Source organism: Thermodesulfovibrio sp. Kuro-1 (assembly GCF_006538445.1).
In the GTDB taxonomy this organism is placed as follows: Bacteria; Nitrospirota; Thermodesulfovibrionia; order Thermodesulfovibrionales; family Thermodesulfovibrionaceae; genus Thermodesulfovibrio; species Thermodesulfovibrio yellowstonii.
In genome coordinates this window covers 216752-236637 of the sequence record NZ_BJKS01000003.1, presented here as the reverse complement: position 1 = coordinate 236637, position 19886 = coordinate 216752, and the positions used below count along the sequence as shown (strand labels likewise).

At 35.4% G+C, this 19886-nt stretch carries 19 protein-coding genes and 1 tRNA gene; 3 read left to right on the top strand and 17 right to left on the bottom strand.

Translation table 11 applies throughout. The annotated features are described in order from the left end of the window. Nucleotides 1-209 precede the first annotated feature (209 nt). Nucleotides 210-281, bottom strand: a tRNA-Val gene (locus FLY87_RS05225). 160 nt (nt 282-441) lie between these two features. Between FLY87_RS05225 and FLY87_RS10140 the strand changes: the two genes are divergently transcribed. Further along, nucleotides 442-732 carry a helix-turn-helix domain-containing protein gene (locus FLY87_RS10140; RefSeq protein ID WP_181405992.1) on the top strand — a complete coding sequence of 97 codons (291 nt, stop codon included), beginning with the start codon at nt 442-444 and terminating at the stop codon, nt 730-732. 234 nt (nt 733-966) lie between these two features. Here the strand turns inward: FLY87_RS10140 and FLY87_RS05215 are convergent, their stop codons facing one another. Beyond that, on the bottom strand, nt 967-2466 hold the full coding sequence (locus FLY87_RS05215; RefSeq protein WP_141266490.1) for an alginate export family protein: 1500 nt from the start codon (nt 2464-2466) through the stop codon (nt 967-969). An 852-nt stretch (nt 2467-3318) separates the two neighbouring features. Between FLY87_RS05215 and FLY87_RS05205 the strand changes: the two genes are divergently transcribed. Then, nucleotides 3319-4182: a UbiA-like polyprenyltransferase gene (locus FLY87_RS05205; protein ID WP_255446969.1), complete on the top strand. Its 864-nt coding sequence runs from the start codon at nt 3319-3321 to the stop codon at nt 4180-4182. Nucleotides 4183-4191: 9 nt separating this feature from the next. Then, nucleotides 4192-5511 carry an amidohydrolase family protein gene (locus FLY87_RS05200; protein ID WP_141266486.1) on the top strand — a complete coding sequence of 440 codons (1320 nt, stop codon included), beginning with the start codon at nt 4192-4194 and terminating at the stop codon, nt 5509-5511. 368 nt (nt 5512-5879) lie between these two features. On the opposite strand, the gene FLY87_RS05190 is transcribed toward FLY87_RS05200, so the two are convergent. The 15 genes from FLY87_RS05190 to FLY87_RS05120 are packed head-to-tail and all read right to left on the bottom strand — an operon-like array spanning nt 5880 to nt 19821. After that, nucleotides 5880-6272 carry a nucleotidyltransferase domain-containing protein gene (locus tag FLY87_RS05190; RefSeq protein WP_141266484.1) on the bottom strand — a complete coding sequence of 131 codons (393 nt, stop codon included), beginning with the start codon at nt 6270-6272 and terminating at the stop codon, nt 5880-5882. A 20-nt stretch (nt 6273-6292) separates the two neighbouring features. Then, nucleotides 6293-7144 (bottom strand): DNA polymerase III subunit delta, encoded by an 852-nt coding sequence (gene holA / locus FLY87_RS05185; protein WP_012545757.1) that lies wholly within the window; start codon nt 7142-7144, stop codon nt 6293-6295. A gap of 5 nt (nt 7145-7149) precedes the next feature. After that, nucleotides 7150-7680, bottom strand: coding sequence for an LPS assembly lipoprotein LptE (gene lptE / locus FLY87_RS05180; protein ID WP_012545934.1), 531 nt, complete (start codon nt 7678-7680; stop codon nt 7150-7152). Continuing rightward, entirely contained in the window at nt 7677-8129 is a 453-nt protein-coding gene (locus FLY87_RS05175; protein WP_012545150.1) for a DUF86 domain-containing protein, read from the bottom strand. The genes lptE and FLY87_RS05175 overlap by 4 nt, the downstream gene beginning before the upstream one ends. Beyond that, nucleotides 8092-8538: a nucleotidyltransferase domain-containing protein gene (locus FLY87_RS05170; RefSeq protein WP_012546607.1), complete on the bottom strand. Its 447-nt coding sequence runs from the start codon at nt 8536-8538 to the stop codon at nt 8092-8094. Before FLY87_RS05170 ends, FLY87_RS05175 begins: the two co-directional genes overlap by 38 nt. A 4-nt stretch (nt 8539-8542) precedes the next feature. Beyond that, the gene (locus FLY87_RS05165; protein ID WP_012545314.1) at nt 8543-8776 is read right to left on the bottom strand and encodes a DUF2283 domain-containing protein; all 234 of its coding nucleotides are present in this window, start codon (nt 8774-8776) and stop codon (nt 8543-8545) included. Further along, nucleotides 8761-9045: a DUF4258 domain-containing protein gene (locus FLY87_RS05160; RefSeq protein ID WP_012545735.1), complete on the bottom strand. Its 285-nt coding sequence runs from the start codon at nt 9043-9045 to the stop codon at nt 8761-8763. Before FLY87_RS05160 ends, FLY87_RS05165 begins: the two co-directional genes overlap by 16 nt. Further along, the gene (gene leuS / locus FLY87_RS05155) at nt 9042-11648 is read right to left on the bottom strand and encodes a leucine--tRNA ligase (RefSeq protein WP_141266482.1); all 2607 of its coding nucleotides are present in this window, start codon (nt 11646-11648) and stop codon (nt 9042-9044) included. Before leuS ends, FLY87_RS05160 begins: the two co-directional genes overlap by 4 nt. A 55-nt stretch (nt 11649-11703) precedes the next feature. Beyond that, nucleotides 11704-12381 (bottom strand): cytochrome c biogenesis CcdA family protein, encoded by a 678-nt coding sequence (locus FLY87_RS05150; protein ID WP_012546387.1) that lies wholly within the window; start codon nt 12379-12381, stop codon nt 11704-11706. Continuing rightward, the gene (locus FLY87_RS05145; RefSeq protein ID WP_012545311.1) at nt 12378-12860 is read right to left on the bottom strand and encodes a molybdenum cofactor biosynthesis protein B; all 483 of its coding nucleotides are present in this window, start codon (nt 12858-12860) and stop codon (nt 12378-12380) included. Before FLY87_RS05145 ends, FLY87_RS05150 begins: the two co-directional genes overlap by 4 nt. After that, a complete protein-coding gene (locus FLY87_RS05140; protein WP_012545911.1) occupies nt 12857-13291 on the bottom strand; it encodes an MOSC domain-containing protein in 435 nt (144 codons plus the stop codon). The genes FLY87_RS05145 and FLY87_RS05140 overlap by 4 nt, the downstream gene beginning before the upstream one ends. A 21-nt stretch (nt 13292-13312) precedes the next feature. Beyond that, nucleotides 13313-14149, bottom strand: a complete 837-nt coding sequence (locus FLY87_RS05135) for a universal stress protein (RefSeq protein WP_012545028.1) — start codon at nt 14147-14149, stop codon at nt 13313-13315. Next, nucleotides 14146-14451 carry an MTH1187 family thiamine-binding protein gene (locus FLY87_RS05130; RefSeq protein ID WP_012545454.1) on the bottom strand — a complete coding sequence of 102 codons (306 nt, stop codon included), beginning with the start codon at nt 14449-14451 and terminating at the stop codon, nt 14146-14148. Before FLY87_RS05130 ends, FLY87_RS05135 begins: the two co-directional genes overlap by 4 nt. Before the next feature lie 31 nt (nt 14452-14482). Next, on the bottom strand, nt 14483-15709 hold the full coding sequence (locus FLY87_RS05125) for a type I glyceraldehyde-3-phosphate dehydrogenase (protein WP_141266480.1): 1227 nt from the start codon (nt 15707-15709) through the stop codon (nt 14483-14485). 20 nt (nt 15710-15729) lie between these two features. Continuing rightward, the gene (locus FLY87_RS05120; protein WP_141266478.1) at nt 15730-19821 is read right to left on the bottom strand and encodes a PEP/pyruvate-binding domain-containing protein; all 4092 of its coding nucleotides are present in this window, start codon (nt 19819-19821) and stop codon (nt 15730-15732) included. Nucleotides 19822-19886 lie beyond the last annotated feature (65 nt).

Genomic DNA, 19886 nt, shown 5'->3' with positions numbered 1-19886 from the left:
AATATGCAGCGAGGAATTTACTCCTTTTAGTAGTCCCCCTTGCTATTGTTTTGGGTTACAGAAAGGGGGTGTCATTCCGAACAAAGTGAGGAATCTCATCCGATATACCATTGAAATTTCTCAATTTGTAAACTTGGAGAGGATTTCAATTTTTGCACATAAAAGCTGTTAAATTCTGAGAGAACAGAGAAAGCTTTTATTTTATTGAGTAGGCGCGGAGGGGATCGAACCCACGACCTCTTCCGCGTCAAGGAAGCGCTCTCCCACTGAGCTACGCGCCTAAAACTTTTGCAATATAACTGTTTTCTCTTTATTTTGTCAACCTTTTTCTCTGTCATTGTGGTTACAATAATAAAATGTCACACGTTATTACTAAATTAAAATGTCACATTAGTGTTATTCTTCCTCTTTTAGGATTTGACACTAAAGGAGGAAGAAAAAGTGAAAAAGTATTATTTAATCTCGGAGGAAGAGTTGAAAAGATATGAAGTTTTAACTCAAGCTCTAAGAGGCTGTATCACTCTTAGGCAAGCATCAGAGATTCTTGGACTTAGTTACAGACAATGTTTGAGATTGAAGGAGAGATTTCAGAATAAAGGATTTGAAGGACTATTTCGTAAGAGTACTCTTTTTTGTTACAACAGGCTTTATGTGCACAGTGCTTTAGGATATTTATCACCAGAGGAGTATGAGTTAAAATACTACAGGGAGCAGCAGAGAAATGTTGCATGAGGCTCTACAAATTGGAAGATTTAAAAGTGTCCTCAAAAATGGGGTGCAGTACAGGGCATTGAGCCCCTCGGAATGACAAAAAAATAAGTGACTGGAATGAAAAAGGAAAAAGAGCAAATAAAAAAGGCGGGGTGAATTCCCCGCCTTTATGATTGGCAAACACGGTGCAGTGTTTGAGATCCCTCGGCTTACGCCTCGGGATGACTTAAAGAGGGAAGCCCCTCTTTAAGTCAATTAGAAGTTGAGCTGGATGCCGTGTCTTACTGCCCAGGCATCATCAGCGTCTTTATCACCGCTGAGTTTATAAGCATCGCCTGGCCAGAAGTATCCACCTTCTACCCAGTATTTGAGACCTTTGTCAATCTGATAGGTTACCTTTGCATCAACTTCCCAGCCAAGGTCTTTGTCTGGAGAAGGTGCGGTTCCTGTTCCTACATTCTTATTGATTGCTACATCTTCAACTGCTCTTAACCAGTAACCATAAAGCTCTGCCTTGAGGTCCTTTGTAATGTCATAGGCACCGCCGAATTTTACGTACTGGGTGTTGCAGAGACCTGTTCTTGAGTTAGCACCAAAGTTACATGCAGAAGGTGCTAAGTATTCATACACAAATGTATAGTGCTGTTCCTGACCAAGTGCTGTGATGAATGCTTTAATATCCTCTGAATCGTCATTGCCACTACCGATTGCATACTCTGCGGTAAGTGTTAATGGTATTGTCTTGAATTTGTAGTCAAGTCCTGCAAGAGCTGCCCAGCCTTTGAACTTTGGATCATGTCCTGTTGGTGCATCTAATTTACCTGTCTGAAACTCTACATCAGCTCTAAAGTTCAAGCCTGTTCCAGCAATGTCATCAACATTTCCTCTTAAACCAAAGTTCCAGAGGTGGATAGAATAATCTGCAAGTCCAGGAGTAGAAGAAATGAAAAAGTTGTTTGAGTTTAAATCATATCCTCTCAAATTCTGATCATCAACATATGTTACATCTGCGCTTAAGCCAAAGCCTTTGCCTGCATAGGCTGCAAGAATTCCGTATGCTGTTGAGTCATCGTTAAGAGTTTCATTACCCTCTCTGAATTTGATTGTGTGAGCTGCAATGGTAAGCTCTTTCATTGGCTGAACAAATACAAGGATTGCATCATCACCAAAGTATGTGTGGTCAAAGAAGAGACCATACCCGAACTTAATGAGCTGGCGGCCTACTTTAAATCCTGCTGGAACACCGAGAAGTCCTGAACCCTGATACTGAATCCATGCTTGACGAATTGTTACATTGGACTCTTTTGTGTTACCAAAAGGATAATTACCTCTTGCACCACCTGTCTGAGAACCCCAAGTAACATTGTCTGTAGTAAATGTTCCACTTTGTAGTTCAACATATCCAGTTGTATTAGGAGATACCTTAGCTTCCATATTGAGTATTACACGATAGTCATAGTATGCTTTATTTCTGCTTCCATCTCCATCAAGAACTGTTCTGTTCTTTACAACTCCATCTTTAGGATCTAAATAATATTCAGTTTTAGTTTTTCCGTAAGAATCCTTATCCATCACGCCTAAGTTACTTCCATACATTCCTCTGAATCTCAGCTCACCGCCGAGGGTTATCTGGGTTTTTCCTTTTGCGATGACTGCTGTTGTGTCAGAGGGGATTTCTGCTGGTGCTGCATAGCTTAGTGCAGCAAGACCCAAGAGAAGAACCAATACTGCTAAAATACTTGCATATTTTTTCACTTCCTAACCTCCATCGGTTAGTTCAGTTACACCGTCAAAGACGGTGGTAAGACAAGAGATTCCTCGGGCTAAAGCCCTCGGAATGACAAACTGTCTAGCGTCTCACAAGGACGCTTAGGAGTTCCCTCGCTACCGCTCGGGATGACTCCTGCAGGAGATTCCTCGTCGCTATCGCTCCTCGGAATGACAGGATAGGTAACTCATTTCGGAATTACTCTATTTTCTGTCACTCTGAGGGACATCGTCCCGAAGAGTCTCCCTACTGTTTGCACCGTGTTTGCCTCTCACCTCCTTTTTGAGTAAGTTTTTGGATAGTTTACCACACTTCTCCTTCCCTGTCAAGGGGGTAAGAAGGAGATTCCTCGGCACTGTGTGCCTCGGAATGACAGTTAAAACTGTCGGATGACAGAAAAAACTATTAAAGAACAACATTAATTTTATTATGCAATTTTTTTGCCAGAAGTTAAGGGTTGAATTATAAGGATTTTTGTTCTGGTTGAATGTATCCTTTTGAATACACTTTGTTGAATTATAGAGACATAGAGGAGGAGATTCCTCACTCCGTTCGGAATGACAAGAAAAAACAATCCTTGGAATGACAGAAAAGGGAACGCTCTTTGCAATGACAGAAAAAGGCGTTCCTCTGAATAACAGGAACAGACGGAATGAGAGGAAAGTGGATGCACTCAGAATAACTCGCAGGAGGGGCACTAACAGGATGACAAAAGAAGACGGAAGGATTCTCTTTTTGTCATTCTGAGGGGTCTCAATGACCCCGAAGAATCTTTGAGTTGTTCCATTACTGGAAAAAGTGGGTGAGTGGTAAAAAATAAATCATGTTATAATTTATTTATGTCAATTCTAAATAAGGCTGTTTTATATCTAAGAATGATAAAAATTGAGCACAGTGTTTTTGCCCTTCCATTTGCTTTTGCAGGTGCGTTGCTTGCTGCAGGAGGAATTCCAGAACTTGAAAAAGTTCTCTGGATTACTGTGGCAATGGTTACAGCAAGGGCATCTGCCTTTGGATTTAACAGGATAATTGACAGAAAAATTGATGCCCTCAATCCAAGAACTGCTCAGAGAGAAATTCCAGCAGGAAAAATTAAACTCTGGGAGGCTTTTTTATTCACTGTTGTCAGTCTTGCAGTTTTTATATATTCTGCATGGATGCTTAATCCCCTGTGTTTTAAACTTTCACCTGTAGCAATCTTCATACTTTTCATTTATTCTTACACAAAAAGATTTACATGGGCATGCCATTTTGTTTTAGGCTTGGCTCTTGCACTTGCTCCTCTTGGAGCATGGATTGCCATAAAGGGAAGTTTTGACTGGGAAATTATTCCAATGGTGCTTACAGTAATATTCTGGCTTGCAGGATTTGATACTCTTTATGCACTCTGGGATGTGGAGTTTGATAAAAAATACGGGATATATTCAATTCCCCGAATTTTTGGTGTTAAAAAGGCGATATACTTTGCAAGGCTATTTCATTTTATTGCGTGGGGTTTTCTCGCTATAACAGGTTTAATTTTTAAGCTTAACATATTTTACTGGATTGGAATGGCTTTAGTTGCCCTTTTGTTTATTCGTGAGCATTCTCTTGTAAAGCCGCATGATATTTCAAAACTTGACATAGCCTTTTTTAACATGAATGGCTATATAAGCATAACTGTATTCATCTTTACTGCAATGGCTATTCTGATAAAAATTTAGGAGGTTGGTGTGGGAAAAACCTTTATAGTCAGAGCACAGTATCTGCTTACTATGAATAAGAAAGATGAAGTAATTGAAAATGGTGCTGTGGTTGTTGAAGATGGAAGAATTAAGGATGTTGGTGAGTTTATAGAAATTTTAAAGAAATATAAAGACCCTTCAATTCCTGTTTATGGCAATTCCTATTCAGCACTGATGCCAGGATTTATAAACACCCACACCCATGCTGCTATGGTTTTATTCAGAGGGATTGCTGATGACCTGCCTCTTAAGCAGTGGCTTACAGAGCATATATGGCCCAAGGAGGCAAAATTTCTAAGTCCTGAGTTTGTCTATGATGGAACATCGCTTGCCTGCCTTGAGATGCTAAAAAGTGGAACAACAACTTTCAATGATATGTATTTCTTCACTGAGGCAATTGCTCAGGCAGCAAAAAAGCTTGGAATAAGAGCTGTTGTAGGGCAGGGGGTTCTTGATTTTCCCACAGCCTCAGGCAAAGGTGCTGATGATTATCTTGCCAAGGCAAAGGAATTCATTGAAAAATACAAAAGTGATGAACTCATACTGCCAGCAGTTGCACCTCATGCCATTTATACGTGTAGCAGGGAAACACTTCTTAAATCAAAAGAACTTGCATTGAAAAATAATGTGCCCATTCATATTCATTTAAGTGAAACATTTCATGAAGTTGAAGAATGCCTTAAAAATAATGGTAAAAGACCTGTCAAATATCTGAAGAATATAGGATTTCTTGAAGGCAGAATAACCGCAGCCCATTCAGTGTGGCTTGATGATGAGGAGATTGACATTATGGCAGAGAGAAATATAGGAGTTTCCCACTGCATAGAAAGCAATCTTAAGCTTTCAAGTGGGATAGCACCTGTGGCAAAAATGATTAAAAAAGGTGTGAAAGTTAGCATGGGGACAGATGGTGCAGCAAGCAATAACAACCTTGACCTCCTTGAAGAAATCTCAATAGCTGCAAAGGTGCAAAAGGGAATAACAGCAGACCCGACTGTGCTTGATGTAAAAACCTGCATGAAAATGCTCACAATATGGGCAGCAGAATCACTGGGAGTTGAAAAAGAAATTGGAAGCATAGAAACTGGTAAAAGGGCGGATTTGGTGCTTATGAATCTTAGAAAACCTCATTTGCAGCCAGTTTATGATATATATTCCACAATAATTTACTCTGCAAAAGCTTCAGACATTGAAGATGTCTTTGTTAATGGTATTCCAGTAATCCTTAACGGAAGGCATCAGTTTATTGATGAGGATGAACTGATTGACAAAGCTATCTGGTGGGCTGAGAGAATCAGAAATTCATAAAGTCTTTAATATAAGTTAAATATTTATTTACATCAGGAAGCTTTTTAAGAATTTCTTCACAAATTCTTATTCCGAACGGAGCGCAAAATCCACATCGTTTCCAATGAGGAGACCCCTCTCTATCGCTGGGGGTGACAAGAGGGGGCATTCCTAATAGAGTGACCGCGGAAAGAGGAATCTCTCCTTTTTCCTAATCATTATGTTTTTTGGTCATTCCGAGGCACATCAGTGCCGAGGAATCTTTTCTTTTTTCTATAACGGAGTAAATCAGAGATTCTTCGGAGGCGTTGAGCCCCCTCAGAATGACAAAATGAAGTGTCATTTTGAAGAACGTTCTATTCTTTCAATCTTGACTCTGATTGATTCTCTCATCTTCCTGCAAAAACTTTTCTCTGGATTTTAAAATCAATTGAATTGTGAATAACTTTACATTCAAACATTTTTCGTAATTCTGAATTTCTGTCATAAATAACTTTACCCTTTCTTATAATTTCTTCAAGAAGAATCAAATTTTTTGTCCGATTTAATACTAAAAGGTCAATTTTGTCAGTTTTAAGCTGCTTTGTTAAAAAAACATGTAAGGAAAGCTCTTCATCCAAGGAAGGATTTGAAACAAAATAAACTGCCAGATCAATATCACTTGTTGGAGCATAATTACCTTCAGCGTAAGAGCCAAATAAATAGGCGAATTCTATTTGAAGTTTATCATGGTAGTTTTCTAAATTTATAAACGCTTTTTTTAGTTTTGCTTCTATTTCCATGTGTTAAAGTAGCATAAATCTTAATCTTTAAGCAACTCATATAAAAGCATCTCAAGGCTGCAAGAGCGAGCCTGCCTTAATGAAAGATTTGTTCTGTAAAGCAGATTATAAACACTTGGGTCTGCATTAACTCTGTTTGTATAATACCAGTTTAATGCACCCAAAATCATATCTGGCTCTGTATTTTGGAGTTTATCAATCAACCTGTATGCTCTTTCTTTGTCTTTTTTCTTTATTGCATCAATAAGATCAAAGGCTGTGAATTCACCAAGTTCTGTCAAAATATCTTTAATATCAAAAAGCCCAATGTGAGATTTATCTGTCAAAAGCGATATTTTTTCTATCTCAGACGAAATTAAACCCGGCTGCCCTCCTGTTATGTCTATCAAATAGTAAATTGCATCCTGCTTTAGCGTGATGCCATTCTGACTTGCCTTATACGCTATCCATGTTGGTAAATCTTCTTTCTTTAGATCAAGATTATAAAGGAGAGAGTTTTTATCTTTTTTTAAATAGGCTATCTCATCAGATATTTCTTTATATGAAGCATTACAAAGAAGAATAAGACTGATAGAGCTATGCACCTGTGATGTAATTTTTTTGAGCCATTCAATTCTTTTTTCAGTCTTTTTTATTTTTTCAAAGTTGTAAATTAGCAGAACTGTTTTTGAAGAAAATAAAGATGGTGAGGCGAAAGATGTGATATCAAGTTCTTCAGGAGATTCATAGGTCTCAATTACTACTGGGTCAAAGTTTTTACGGACAAGCCTTGTAACCTCAAACAGAAGAAAAGTATCCTGAGCATAGCAAAAATACATTCTTTTTGGGAGTTTTTCTTTTATTTCCTGTTCAAGTTTTTCTATTTCAAGCATAATTTTTATTGAATTTCTTGAAGATTTTCTTCTTTTTTGTTTTCCTCTGTCTCAAAAATAAGTTTTCTTACCATATCATCGCATATATCCCTTATTAAAGACTCAATTGCAAGGTCTCTGTCTGCAATGATGCTTTGTAAGTCTCTTGTTGTTCTGAAGAATGTTGTAAATGGTGAAGCCGGTGCAAATTCTTTCTTTATCTCCTTTCCTTCGTAAAGAATTGCTTTAACATCAATTATAATCTGATATTCAACTGTATTAAGCCCTATCTCTGAAAGAGTAACCAGACGATAATTTTTTATCTGGATGTCAAGCACTCTGTCAGCGGAAGAAGTGATTGTAAAACCATTGTCAACAAGTGCCTGATAAGCAATCTTTCTCATTTTATCCTGTAACCCTGGCTCAAGGGTGAGATTGTCAACTTTTCTCAGATATATTTCCTGAAAAGGCAGGTCAGCTTTTGTGTGAATGGTATATCCGCAACTTAGTGTTAAAAGATTTAAAAATAGTAATGCCGTGATAAAAATTTTTTTCATAATTTAATCTCCTTGCTGTATGACTCTATAAAATGTTTTATCTGTCTTATAAATTCTTCCACATCAGTTAAATTATTCCTTACAATATTAAACAGTTCAGATGGAGTAATCTCTCTATAAAAATGTACCATTCTATTACGATAACCTGCCATCAAGAAAAGTTTTTCTGACAGTTCCTGATTAACTACTCCTTTGTTGCCTAATTCTTTGGCGATTTTTTTGTATTCAAGCTCTTTATATCCATAAGTTTTAGCAAGGATATGTCTGCTAATGTCAAACATAGCCTCAAGGGTTCGCCTTAAATAGCTCTCTACATAAGCCGGGTTTCTTTTATCAGAGAGAAATTCCTCTTCTGAAATGCTTTGAAAAATTTTCAATTCATTAAGACATTCCTCTATAAAGCCAATTAAATCAACTATTCGCTTTATATTCAAACTGGAAATAACCATCTTCAATTGCCTCTAATACATCTTTTATGAATTCTTTTTGTTTAAAACTTAAATCAGAAGCCTTTTTCATTACAAGCTCCTCATACTCATCGGCAAAATCTTCATCTTTTGCATAGATGCGTACGCCCTTTATAATTTCATACTGAAAAAGTGAATCCTGTTCATGCATAAAAACAAGGTCTATCTCAAAGGGTTCAAAGACAAAGCAAAGGTCACGATAGAGTTCACCGTAGGTTTTTATAATGTTTTCAGGAATTTCTTCAAAAAGCACTGCTATGTCAAGGTCAGAATAAGGCTCAGGTTTTATATCTTCACCATGAAGATATCTCTCACCTAATTCAGCCTGTGAACCGAAAAGATAAATCAAGGAAATTTTATATTTTTCTGCGATTTCATTAATGAGCTTCATAAAATCAAACAGGATTTTCAGCTTTAATTATTATAATGTCTTTGAGATGTTTCGCAATAGAAGTTGCTAACATTCGTGAAATATTTAAAATTTCAATACCTATCATACTACCTTTCTCATCATACTCAATTCTGATATTTTCGGCTACTTCTTCAGAATCTATTGCAATTCCCTCTTTCAGGGATAAATAAAGAATATCCTCTTGTTCATCAAACCATATTTTTATATTCTTATCCATCTGTTTTTCTCCTTAGCTTTTATCTCTTTCTCTATGTTTTTACAAGGATAAACAGTAACTATTTTAAAATTCTCTTCACTTTTAGTATAAACTACTACAAGATTAGTTTCAAATTCCTGAATTTTAACCTTTGAGATGCCTACGAAAGTACGATTTACAATATCATAAAAGGTTAGCTCTGCATTAATCAAAACTCTCTCAATTAAAGTTTTATCAATTTTTCTCTCCTCTATTTTGGCAAGAGCGTGTTTGGAATATTGAATTTTCAATTTGCTACCACTATGTTTACAAGTTTGCCTTTAACAGGGATGACTTTGAGGATTTCTTTCCCATTTACCCACTGTTTTACCTTTTCGTCATCAAGGGCTATTTTCACTATTTCCTCATCGCTCATACCTTGAGGAATCATTATTTTTGAACGAACTTTGCCGTTTATCTGAACCACAAGCTCTATCATCTGTTCACGGGCAAGTGCTTCATCATATGTGGGCCAGGGTTCATTTAAAATAAAACCCTCCTCACCAATTTCTCTCCAGAGTTCCTCTGCAATATGAGGAGCGAAGGGACTTAAAAGTATAAGAAAGTTTCTTATGGCGAACTTGAATACTTTGCGTTCTTCCTCAGTTTTTGGTTCATATCCATAAACTTCATTTACAAATTCCATCAGACGAGCGATTGCTGTGTTGAATTGGTATTCCTTTTCTATGTCAAGAGTAACACGCTTAATTGTTCGGTGGATTAGGCTGATAATAGGTGAGGTAGGGGATTCCTCGCCCTCACTACGTTCGGGCTCGGAATGACAATAAAAAGCAGGTTCAGCATGACCTTCCTCTGTCATTCCGATGGAGCTTGCCTCTGACTCACTTATATGTATCTCTCTTATCCATTTATTGTGCTTGTAAATAAGAGCATACACTCTTTTTAAAAATCTGTGAGCACCTTCAACTCCCTGAGAAGACCATTCAAGGTCTTTTTCAGGAGGTGCTGCAAAGAGGGTAAAGACCCTTACTGTATCTGTTCCATACTGCTCAATCATTTCATCAGGGTCAATAATGTTTTTCTTTGATTTGGACATTTTCTCAACTCTTCCAACTGTGACAGAACTTCCACAATGAATGCATTTTCCATCTTTTACCTCTTTTGGAAAGAGATAATCATGCTCAGGACAACGGTAACTTTCCATGCAAACCATTCCCTGTGTAAGAAGTCTTTCAAATGGTTCATCAAAAGGAACAATACCAATGTCTCTGAGCACCTTTGTAAAAAATCTTGCATAAAGTAGATGAAGCACTGCATGCTCAATTCCACCAATGTATTGGTCAACAGGCATCCAGTATTTTATTTTTTCTTTGTGAAATGCATCTTCATTTTGCAGAGAGCAGTATCTTACAAAATACCATGAGGAATCAACAAATGTATCCATAGTGTCAGTTTCTCTTCTTGCCTCTTTACCACAACGGGGGCATTTAGTTTTATAAAACTCCTCAACATACTTAAGAGGAGACTCACCTTTACCTGTTAAGCTTATATTCTCTGGTAAAATCACTGGCAGGTCTTTTTCAGGCACTGGAACTATTCCGCATTTTTCGCAATAAATTATGGGGATAGGGGTACCCCAATATCGCTGTCTTGAAATTCCCCAGTCACGAAGTCTGTAATTAATAGTTTTTTTACCAAGCCCTTTTTTCTCAATGTAATCTGCAACTGCTTTTTTGCCTTCAGAAGATGTAAGCCCTGAAAACTCTCCTGAGTTAACCATTATGCCTTCATCTTCATAGGCTTCCTTAAGAGGCTCGGAAAGTTCAGAATCTTTAGGTTTTATGACAACTTTTATTGGAATTCCATATCTTACAGCAAACTCAAAGTCTCTCTGATCATGGGCTGGAACACTCATTATTGCTCCTGTTCCGTATTCCATAAGAACAAAATTGGCAATCCAGATGGGGACTCTCTCTCCATTTAGAGGATTTATAGCGTATTTACCTGTAAAAATTCCTTCTTTTATCTCTGGCTCGCGTTGAAGTTGTCTTATTCTTCTTAATGCCTCTTTATCCTCGCAAAGTCTTTCAGACATAGGATGCTCGGGAGAGATACACATAAAAGTAACACCAAAGATTGTGTCTGGTCTTGTTGTAAAGATTCTTAAAGCCTCATTCATGCCTTCAATTGGAAAATCAACTTCAACTCCCTCACTTTTCCCAATCCAGTTACGCTGCATGGTAAGCACCTTTTCGGGCCAACCAGTAAGTCTATCACAGTCTTTAAGAAGTTCTTCAGCATAGGCCGTGATTTTCAGAAACCACTGCTCAAGTTCCTTTTGCTCAACCTGAGTTTCACATCTCCAGCAAGCGCCATCAATCACTTGCTCATTAGCAAGCACAGTTGCACAAGAAGGACACCAGTTAACAAAGGATGATTTTCTATATGCAAGACCTCGTTCATAAAGTTTAAGGAATATCCATTGATTCCACTTATAGTATTCAGGACTGCAAGTAGTAACCTCACGCCTCCAGTCATAGCTTAAGCCAAGTTTTATGAGCTGGTTTTTCATATAATCTATGTTTTCATATGTCCACTTCGCAGGATGCACTCCATGTTTTATTGCAGCATTTTCTGCAGGAAGTCCGAAAGCATCCCATCCCATCGGATGAAGCACTTTTAAGCCTTTCATTCTCTTGTATCTTGCAATAACATCACCAATTGCATAGTTACGAACGTGTCCCATGTGAATTCTTCCTGATGGATAAGGAAACATCTCAAGGCAGTAGAATTTTTGTTTTGAGCTATCTTCATTTACTTCAAAAAGTTTATTTTTTAGCCATTCATTCTGCCATTTAGTCTCTATATTTTTGAAATCGTAATTCTGGTTCATCATACCTCCATAAATGTATTATTTGCAGTATTATATAGAGAAAAATCACAAAAATTCAAACAGTGAAGATACCTGAAATCATTAATAATCCAAGAATTATCAGAGAGACTCCTATGAGATAATTAATCCACCTAAAAATTTTCATGAATTTTCTTAGATATCGCATGACTGTATCAATTAATAATGAAGAAATCAGGAAAGGTATGGCTATTCCCATAGAGTAAGCTCCCAGCATTTTTATTCCTGACACAATACTGCCACTCATGCTTGAATAAATAAGAATGCTGCCAAGCACAGGACCAATGCAGGGAGACCAACCAGCGGCAAATCCTACTCCTATAAGAAATGCTCCTACGGGAGTACCAAATTTCTGCGCTTTAACATTTAATCTGAATTCTCTCACAAAAAAACCTGACTTTATTAGACCTATGAGAACTAATCCAAATAAAATAAGAAAAACTCCACCTATTATTCTTAAGTAATCCTGATAATCAAAAAAAAGTGTTCCAATGAAAGAACTTCCGACTCCAAGAGCAAGATAAACTGTAGAAAAACCAGCAATGAATATTAGAGTATAAATAAAAATACGCAAACGAGAATTGCCCACTGACAATTCAGCTGTAGAAAGTCCTGAAAAAAGTGAAATGTAAACAGGAAGTAATGGGAGAATACAGGGAGAAAAAAAGCTTATAATGCCACCTAAGAAAGCAGCTGTAAAAGTTACTTCATTCATCTACTACACTCAGATGGGTCTCCCTTAAGTTTGTCAATGGCATGGGGAAGGGCATCTATGATAACTTCAAGGCATTCTCTAACAGCCTTTGGACTACCCGGAAGATTTATTACCAAAGTTTTTCCTTTAATTCCTGCTACTGCTCTTGAAAGCATGGCAGTTTTTGTTTTAGCAAGCCCCACCAATCTCATTGCCTCAGCAATACCTGGAACTTCTTTCTCAATAATCTCAAGAGTTGCATCAGGTGTAACATCTCGTGGATGTAACCCTGTTCCACCATTAGTTAATATGAGGTCTACTTTATCAAGCTCATCAATTATTGCCTTTTTTATTAAATCTTTCTCATCAGGAACAATTTTGTAGGAAATAACTTCTGCCCATGATGAAACCATGTCTTCAATAACTTTCCCGCTTAAGTCTTCTCTTTGTCCTTTTGAACTTTTGTCAGAAACAGTTATAATTGCAACTTTGTATTTCATAGTTTTATTATTTCATCTCCCACTTTAATTTTCCCACCTTTTATTACTTTGGCAAATACTCCTTCTCTTGGCATAATGCAATCTCCCACTATTTTAAAAATCTCACATTTGCTGTGGCATTTTTTGCCATGCTGAGTTATCTCTAAAATTATCTCACCAATCTTGAGTTTTGTTCCCACTGGAAGAGTTGATAAATCAATACCTTCGGTGGTAATGTTTTCGGCAAAGTCTCCATAATTAAGATTTAAGCCCTTATCCTTCATTTTTTGGATACTTTCCTGAGATAAAAGGCTTATCTGTCTATGCCAGTGAGAGCCTGCATGGGCATCTTCCTTTATTCCATAGTTTTCAACAACTATGGCTTCTCCAATAGGCTTTTTTGTTGTGCCTTTTGTTTGGCTGATGTTTATTGAGACTACTTTTGCAGACATATCACAATTATAAAATATCAACTAATGAATAAGCAAAACAGGTTTTAGTGAATTCTTTATAACTGACTCAGCTACACTTCCGATTATAATTGCTTCAGTATAAGACCTTCCCTTTGAACCTATTACAACAAGGTCTACATCTTTGGATTTCTTGATTATTTCATCTGCAGGAATTCCTGAAAGAATTTCATAATTTAAAGTTTTGTTTACTTTTTTAAATTGTTCCTGAGCGTTTTCTTTTAAGTAATCAATATATTTTTCTATTTCTTCAGGTTCTTCAATAATGCCTTTAACTTTTTGTTCAGGCACAACATGTAAAACTCTCAATTCACTATGCCATTTTTTCGCTATAGTTTGAGCGATAGTTAAGGCTCTTAAAGAATGTTCAGAAAAATCAATAGGACATAGAATCTTTTTTATTTTGATATATTCTGGATTTATTTCTTTAAAATCTTCTCCTTTTACAATAAGAACAGGCACTTTAAGTCCTTTAAGAATTCTTTCAGAAGTAGAAGGTCTTGTAATATGTGTTTTAAACCCTATTACAGCAAAACTGTTTTCATTCTTTATGACTTCCTTAATGCTTTCAATTAGTCTGCCAAAAACAACTTTGACGTCAATATTAGTTATATATGGAACAAGTTGTTCTGCCAGTTTTTTTAATTTTTCTTCTATTTTTTTCTTTTCTTTATTAATGTAAGGTGTTAAATATGCTGGTGGAGTCAGTGTATATTCCATAATATGAAAAAGGCAGAGATTCCTGCAATCAAAAGTTTGAGAAAGCCATACTGCATGCGAAAGCACCAGAGGTGTAGCTGATTTAAAATCTATGGCAACATAAATTCTTTCTATATTCATGTTTTCAAAGGCTTCCCAAGCTTTTCTTCAACTGACTTAATTTTTGCTTCAATTCTTCCTTTAGCACCTTTTCTATCATCAATCTTTATATCAATAACCACTCTTTCCACTTCATTCATTAATATATCCCGACATTTTTTTATCAGTCCTATTACTTCATCCCATTCTCCCTCAATAATTGTTCCCATTGCATGAAGTCTGTAGGGAAGTCCGCTTTCATCAACTACTTTTATAACTTTTGCTACATATTGACTGACACTTACCCCAACTCCTAAAGGAATTATACTAAATTGTGCAATCATTTTTTACCTCCTTTAGAACTTTAACATATTCCTAATAAACATCTCCAGAAACTTTTACTGTTAAGTCCCCAAGCATGTTTGTATAACTACCAAGTTCATTGTCATACCAGCCATATATCACTGCCTGGGTTACAGGAATTTGTAATTTATCAGTAACAGGTGAGCCAATGTTACACATTTTTGATATATCAAGTGTAATCATGGCGGTTCTTGTGTGTGTTTCGCTACCTTCAATTATTGCTGCTGGTCCGAAAAATCCAATTATGTCCGTGGATACTTTCTGATCATCAGTGAAAAGCAGATATCCTCTTTTTTCTCTTTCAGCAGCCTCCTGATAGATTTTATTTATCAGGTCTCCATCAATAATATTGCTTTCTTCATCTCTAAAAGCTACAACGAGTATTATCAATGAACCTGTCACAACAGGAACTCTCACTGATTGAGCTATAAAACCAATATTTTTCATCTCAGGTAAAACAAGTGCAAGCGTTTTTGCTGCACCAGTGCTTGTAAGTATTATGTTGTTCATAGCAGAACGTATTTTTCTTAAATCCTTTGCATCAGTTTTAGGTACCCTATCAAGCACCTGCTGAGATGCTGTTACTGCATGAACTGTTGCCATTGAAACACTGAGAATTCTTTCTGCACCGAAATAGTCAAGAAGTGGTTTCATCATATGGGCAAGGCATGTTGTTGTACAAGAAGCACCTGAGATGATTAAATGTTTTTTACTTTCATACATTTCTTCATTTATTCCCATTATTACTGTTACTGCATCATCTGGAATTTCCTTAGCTTTATCTTTTATTTTAAAAGGTGCGCTAACCAATACTTTATATGCTCCTGACTCAAGATGTCCTCTTACAGAACCTTCCTTTAAATCCGATGGCAGCGTAGGATCAAGAAATTTTCCTGTTGTATCAACCACAAGTCTTACGCCGTATTTCCCCCATCCTATATCCTTTGGATTTCTATTCTCTGTAAGAATCTTTACTGGAACTCCATCAATAACAATTATGGAATTTGCTTCATCTACTTTTTCTATAACTGATTTTGAATGATAGCCATAAAGATAGTTATGAAGCCTGCCATATGTAGAGTCATGTTCAATATAGAAAGCAACATCCTGCAATGATTTCCCAACCTTTCTGCCAAGATTAACAACAATCTGAGAGAAATACTTTCTACCAATATGATGCCATAGGGTAAGTTTACCAATTCGTCCCAATCCATTAATGCCCAGAATAGATTCAGTCATTTTAAACCTCCTTGTTTAATTTAAAAATACTCAGATGAAAGATAAATGGTTTGTGTTAAATGTTTACCAAGATAAACCATACCATTTCTACCGTCAATACTTATAAAATCTCCCTTTTTAAGTATTCTCTTGCCAATTCTACACTTTTTATCACTCTGATATACTGTCATTTTTGAAAAACCAACCACACATGTTTTGCCAAGTTTTGTAGCTATTATAGACGCATGGGATGTAGAACCTCCTCTGGCTGTAAGTATTCCATCAGCAGAAGCAATATGCACTATATCATCAGGAACAGTATCTGCTCTTACAAGAATAACAGGAGTTTGCGCATCCTGTTGTTTAAACTCTTTTATATCATCCACATCAAAAACAATTCTTCCAGATGTTGCTCCACCACTTACGCCTATCCCTGTTCCAAGTCTGTTTTCATTCAGCGATTCTGTCGGAATAAACACTGTCATAAGCTCTCTTTTAGCATAACTCATCTCTCTTGTTTGAAGAATATATAAATCATTTTTACCTCTTCCCTCAAAGGTAAACTCTATTTCCTGATGATCCCATCTTTCTTTATAAATCAGTCTTTCCGCAATCTCTATTAAAGATTCATAAATTTCAGGGAAAGCTTCTTCAAGGGATTTTTCATTTATTCTTCCTTCAATTATTTTTTGTTCTATTGAAATCGGATAAGTTTTCACCAGTCCTGAAACAATATCTTCACCCTGAGCTCCTGTAGTATAATCTCCCCATAATACAAGTCTATCCATAGATTCTTTTGGATTTCTTGTAAACAAAACACCCGAACCTGCGTTTATATCAAGATTACCAAATACCATCTTTTGAACTACAACAGCTGTTCCCCAGTCTTCAGAAATCCCAAGAATCTCTCTATAAGCTTTAGCCTTATTTGAATACCATGAGTTAAAAACCTGAGAAATTGCTATTTCAAGCTGCATCCACGGGTCCTCCTCTATGTAGATGCCCTTAGATAAAATAAAGTCCCTATATGCCATGGCAACTTCTTTCATCTGTAAAGGAGCAAATTGAATTTTAAGTTCTGCTTTATATTTTTTCTTGAACTCATTGATTATACTGTCAAATTCATCTCTATCCAATCCAAAAGACATTCCCCAGCACTGCAAAAATCTTCTATAACTATCCCAGGCAAACCACGGTTTACCTGTTTGTTTTACAAGTCCTTCTATGATTTTTTCATTAATTCCAACATTTAAGAAAGAGTTCATCATTCCAGGCATTGATATTGCTCCACCACTTCTTACAGAGACCAATAATGGATTTGATGCTTCACCAAAAGTTTTTTTCGTAAATGCCTCCAGTCTTTTAATTGCTGAGTGAATTTCTTTATTTAAATGTTCTTTAACGGGTTCAAAATTATTTATTGCTTCCTTGCATCTGAAAACTTCTGTTGTTAGAATAAATCCTGGTGGCACAGAGATTCCCTTAGATGCAAGTTTAATTAAGTTATGTCCTTTGTTGCCGAGATGAATTCTATCATTAATTTCTTCTCTCGGATGATAAATGTCACACAGAATTTTTTTAGGGTCATAAGTCATTAAAAGGTCAAGGTCTTTGTATTCAAGTTTTTCTGCCTGATTGTATGAAGCTTTTATAATTCTACTGATAAGTCTGTCAAGCTGGCTTAAACCAGGATACTGGACCACCATTTCTCTTAAAAATTTTTCTGAAAGAGCATTTATTAGCTCAAACTCTTCAAGTTCAGTTTTTTTAATATTTTTTGAAATTTTTATCACTATTTTTTTAAGCCATTTTTTATAGGGCGCGGTGCAGTAAGTATTGACTATGTCGCTTACTGATTCTGTAAAATTTCTAAAAATGTCCATATATTGCGAAAATGTGAATCTCCTTATCTCCAGAGCTACGGAAAGCATTGAAAGAGTATTAATGTATTTTTGAGAAGAAATCCCATTAAGTTCAAGAATTTTTCCGAAAAGTTTAAGATATTTTTCTATTCTGAAAAGAGTCGCTCTTGTAATGAAGCTAAGGTCTATAGACTGTTCAAGCTCATCAAGGAGTGTATTAAGCAAGCTTTCAAGTCGTAAATAAACAGATAGAGCATTAAATTTTCTTTCGCTATATCTTCCTGATACAGAAGGGATTCCTGCAACTATATGTCTTTTGTGGGTTATGTCTTCAAAGGCTTCATATTTTTCAGGTGAAACTATAATATTTTTCAGGATTTCAAGATATGTTACAGTAGATTCCACTTTTTTGAATAAAGAATGTTCTGATAAAACTTCAATTAAAAAACTCGCATCAGGTAATCCATGATAAAAAGCTTCTTTTAAGAAACTTTCAACTTCTTTGCAGTCTGTTTTATATTTTGCATAAAGTAGCTGATATAGCCTTATCGCTAAAACTGCTTTAGTTTTAATGATATCTGTGACAGGATAAGATTCTATTTTATTGACTATTACATCTATTGAAGTTGAAAGAATTTTCTCTATAGACCCAAATTCTTTTGAATTCAAAAGCCTTTCAAATAAATGCTGAAGTTCCTTGAAATGCTCATCTATAAAATCAAGCTCTCTTAAAACTTCTTCTGGAATATAGTCTACCAAAATTTTTCTTTCACCTGTAATCCAGAATTCTATTATTTTTTCCATTACATCAACCAGCAAAGGACTGCTTTCTACATGAATTTGTTTTCTTATAAAATGCATAAGAGGATCTTTTCTTTTAAAAATTTCATCAACCTGTGTAGAAACTGTTCTTAAGTGTCCTTCTGCATTTATTTCATTAAAATAAACAGGAATTTTTTTTAAAAGTGGTTTGACTAAATAAAATATCTGAGAGATATCTGAATTAAGAAATTTTGTTATTTCTCTTTGGAAAAGATCTGTATCCTTTACATGAATACCTCCAAAAAATAAATAAATACACAGGGCTGATATGAGGTCTTTTGAGTCTACAGGATTTTTTGAAATTAAATTAAACCATAATTTTAAATTAATTAAATGATAACGATTAACATTTATCGTGTAATTGTTATAAAAGCCTTTAAATTGAGGAGCATGAAATCCGAGTAATATCAGATGTTCTATATAAGAATTTAGAATTTCTTTATTGTTTGATTTATAAACAGCATCGCCTATATCTTCAAGTGAAAACATTACAGCATCGGGAAATATATAGAAAAATTTATCAAATTGAGAAAAAACAACATCAAAAAAAGTAAGAAATTTTTTAATATCAAGTTTTTGTGACTGTAGTAAGAAATTTTTTATAATTCTTCCAAGTTCTCTAAGAGAAAACTCGTGAATTTCTCTTAACTGTTGATTTTCCATTATCCATAGTAAGTAATAGGCTGTAACTTTCAGATTAAGCCAAGAATTACCAGAATCTGAAAGTTTTTTAGGAATTTCTCTGAATTTGTTGAAAATTTCTTTATCAGAAGGAAGACTAAGAAGTCTATTAATGTCAGTAATTTTTGAAATTTCTTCAACTGTTGTTTTAATTTCCTTAAATAAAGACTCACAGAATGGCTTTATTAAATCTATTCCTTCAATAGAGAATTTTTTAAAATACTCATCAGGTGAAGGAATTGACAGACACAATGAATAAAATGTCTGAATATACTTTTGATAAAGTTTTATAAAGGAATTCATTAATTGAGAATCTTTGATTTCTTTTTTTATGATTTCTTTGCCTATATTTTTCAAAACTCCAAGTTGAGGGATATAATGGTAGAGTTCAATGGTGTTTAAATATTCAAAAATATCTGAAATAATTTTTCTGTAAGAGCAGTTTTTAACCACCTCTTCTTCTTCAAGAAGTTTCATGATAATTTTCAAAATAGCCTTTAAAAATGCTTGTTTTTCATCACTTTGTTGAAAACCCTGAATTAAATAATTAATTAATGTGCAAGTTGCCTCATATCCATGAGAATTTTTTAAATAAAAGCCTGCGTATTTTATATAATGATTTTCTATTTCCTGTGCTATTGTAAGAGAATAAGTTGAATGCTTTAATTTTTCAATTAAATTTACGGCATTTTTCAGAACTCCAGGATAGGAAGAAAAAATACTGCTTATTTTTTCAAGCTCTCTCCAGATGACTTGTTTCATTTCCATTTAATTATATCAAAAATTTATAGGAATCAAAAGTTCTTGTATGTTAAAATTTAATAAAAGGTTTT

Excerpts from the sequence above, each read along its gene's own strand:
- FLY87_RS05205 (WP_255446969.1), top strand. The coding sequence starts at position 3,319 with ATGTCAATTCTAAATAAGGCTGTTTTATATCTAAGAATGATAAAAATT.
- FLY87_RS05190 (WP_141266484.1), bottom strand. The coding sequence starts at position 6,272 with ATGGAAATAGAAGCAAAACTAAAAAAAGCGTTTATAAATTTAGAAAAC.
- holA (WP_012545757.1), bottom strand. The coding sequence starts at position 7,144 with ATGCTTGAAATAGAAAAACTTGAACAGGAAATAAAAGAAAAACTCCCA.
- lptE (WP_012545934.1), bottom strand. The coding sequence starts at position 7,680 with ATGAAAAAAATTTTTATCACGGCATTACTATTTTTAAATCTTTTAACA.
- FLY87_RS05175 (WP_012545150.1), bottom strand. The coding sequence starts at position 8,129 with ATGGTTATTTCCAGTTTGAATATAAAGCGAATAGTTGATTTAATTGGC.
- FLY87_RS05170 (WP_012546607.1), bottom strand. The coding sequence starts at position 8,538 with ATGAAGCTCATTAATGAAATCGCAGAAAAATATAAAATTTCCTTGATT.
- FLY87_RS05165 (WP_012545314.1), bottom strand. The coding sequence starts at position 8,776 with ATGGATAAGAATATAAAAATATGGTTTGATGAACAAGAGGATATTCTT.
- leuS (WP_141266482.1), bottom strand. The coding sequence starts at position 11,648 with ATGAACCAGAATTACGATTTCAAAAATATAGAGACTAAATGGCAGAAT.
- FLY87_RS05150 (WP_012546387.1), bottom strand. The coding sequence starts at position 12,381 with ATGAATGAAGTAACTTTTACAGCTGCTTTCTTAGGTGGCATTATAAGC.
- FLY87_RS05145 (WP_012545311.1), bottom strand. The coding sequence starts at position 12,860 with ATGAAATACAAAGTTGCAATTATAACTGTTTCTGACAAAAGTTCAAAA.
- FLY87_RS05140 (WP_012545911.1), bottom strand. The coding sequence starts at position 13,291 with ATGTCTGCAAAAGTAGTCTCAATAAACATCAGCCAAACAAAAGGCACA.
- FLY87_RS05135 (WP_012545028.1), bottom strand. The coding sequence starts at position 14,149 with ATGAATATAGAAAGAATTTATGTTGCCATAGATTTTAAATCAGCTACA.
- FLY87_RS05130 (WP_012545454.1), bottom strand. The coding sequence starts at position 14,451 with ATGATTGCACAATTTAGTATAATTCCTTTAGGAGTTGGGGTAAGTGTC.
- FLY87_RS05125 (WP_141266480.1), bottom strand. The coding sequence starts at position 15,709 with ATGACTGAATCTATTCTGGGCATTAATGGATTGGGACGAATTGGTAAA.
- FLY87_RS05120 (WP_141266478.1), bottom strand. The coding sequence starts at position 19,821 with ATGGAAATGAAACAAGTCATCTGGAGAGAGCTTGAAAAAATAAGCAGT.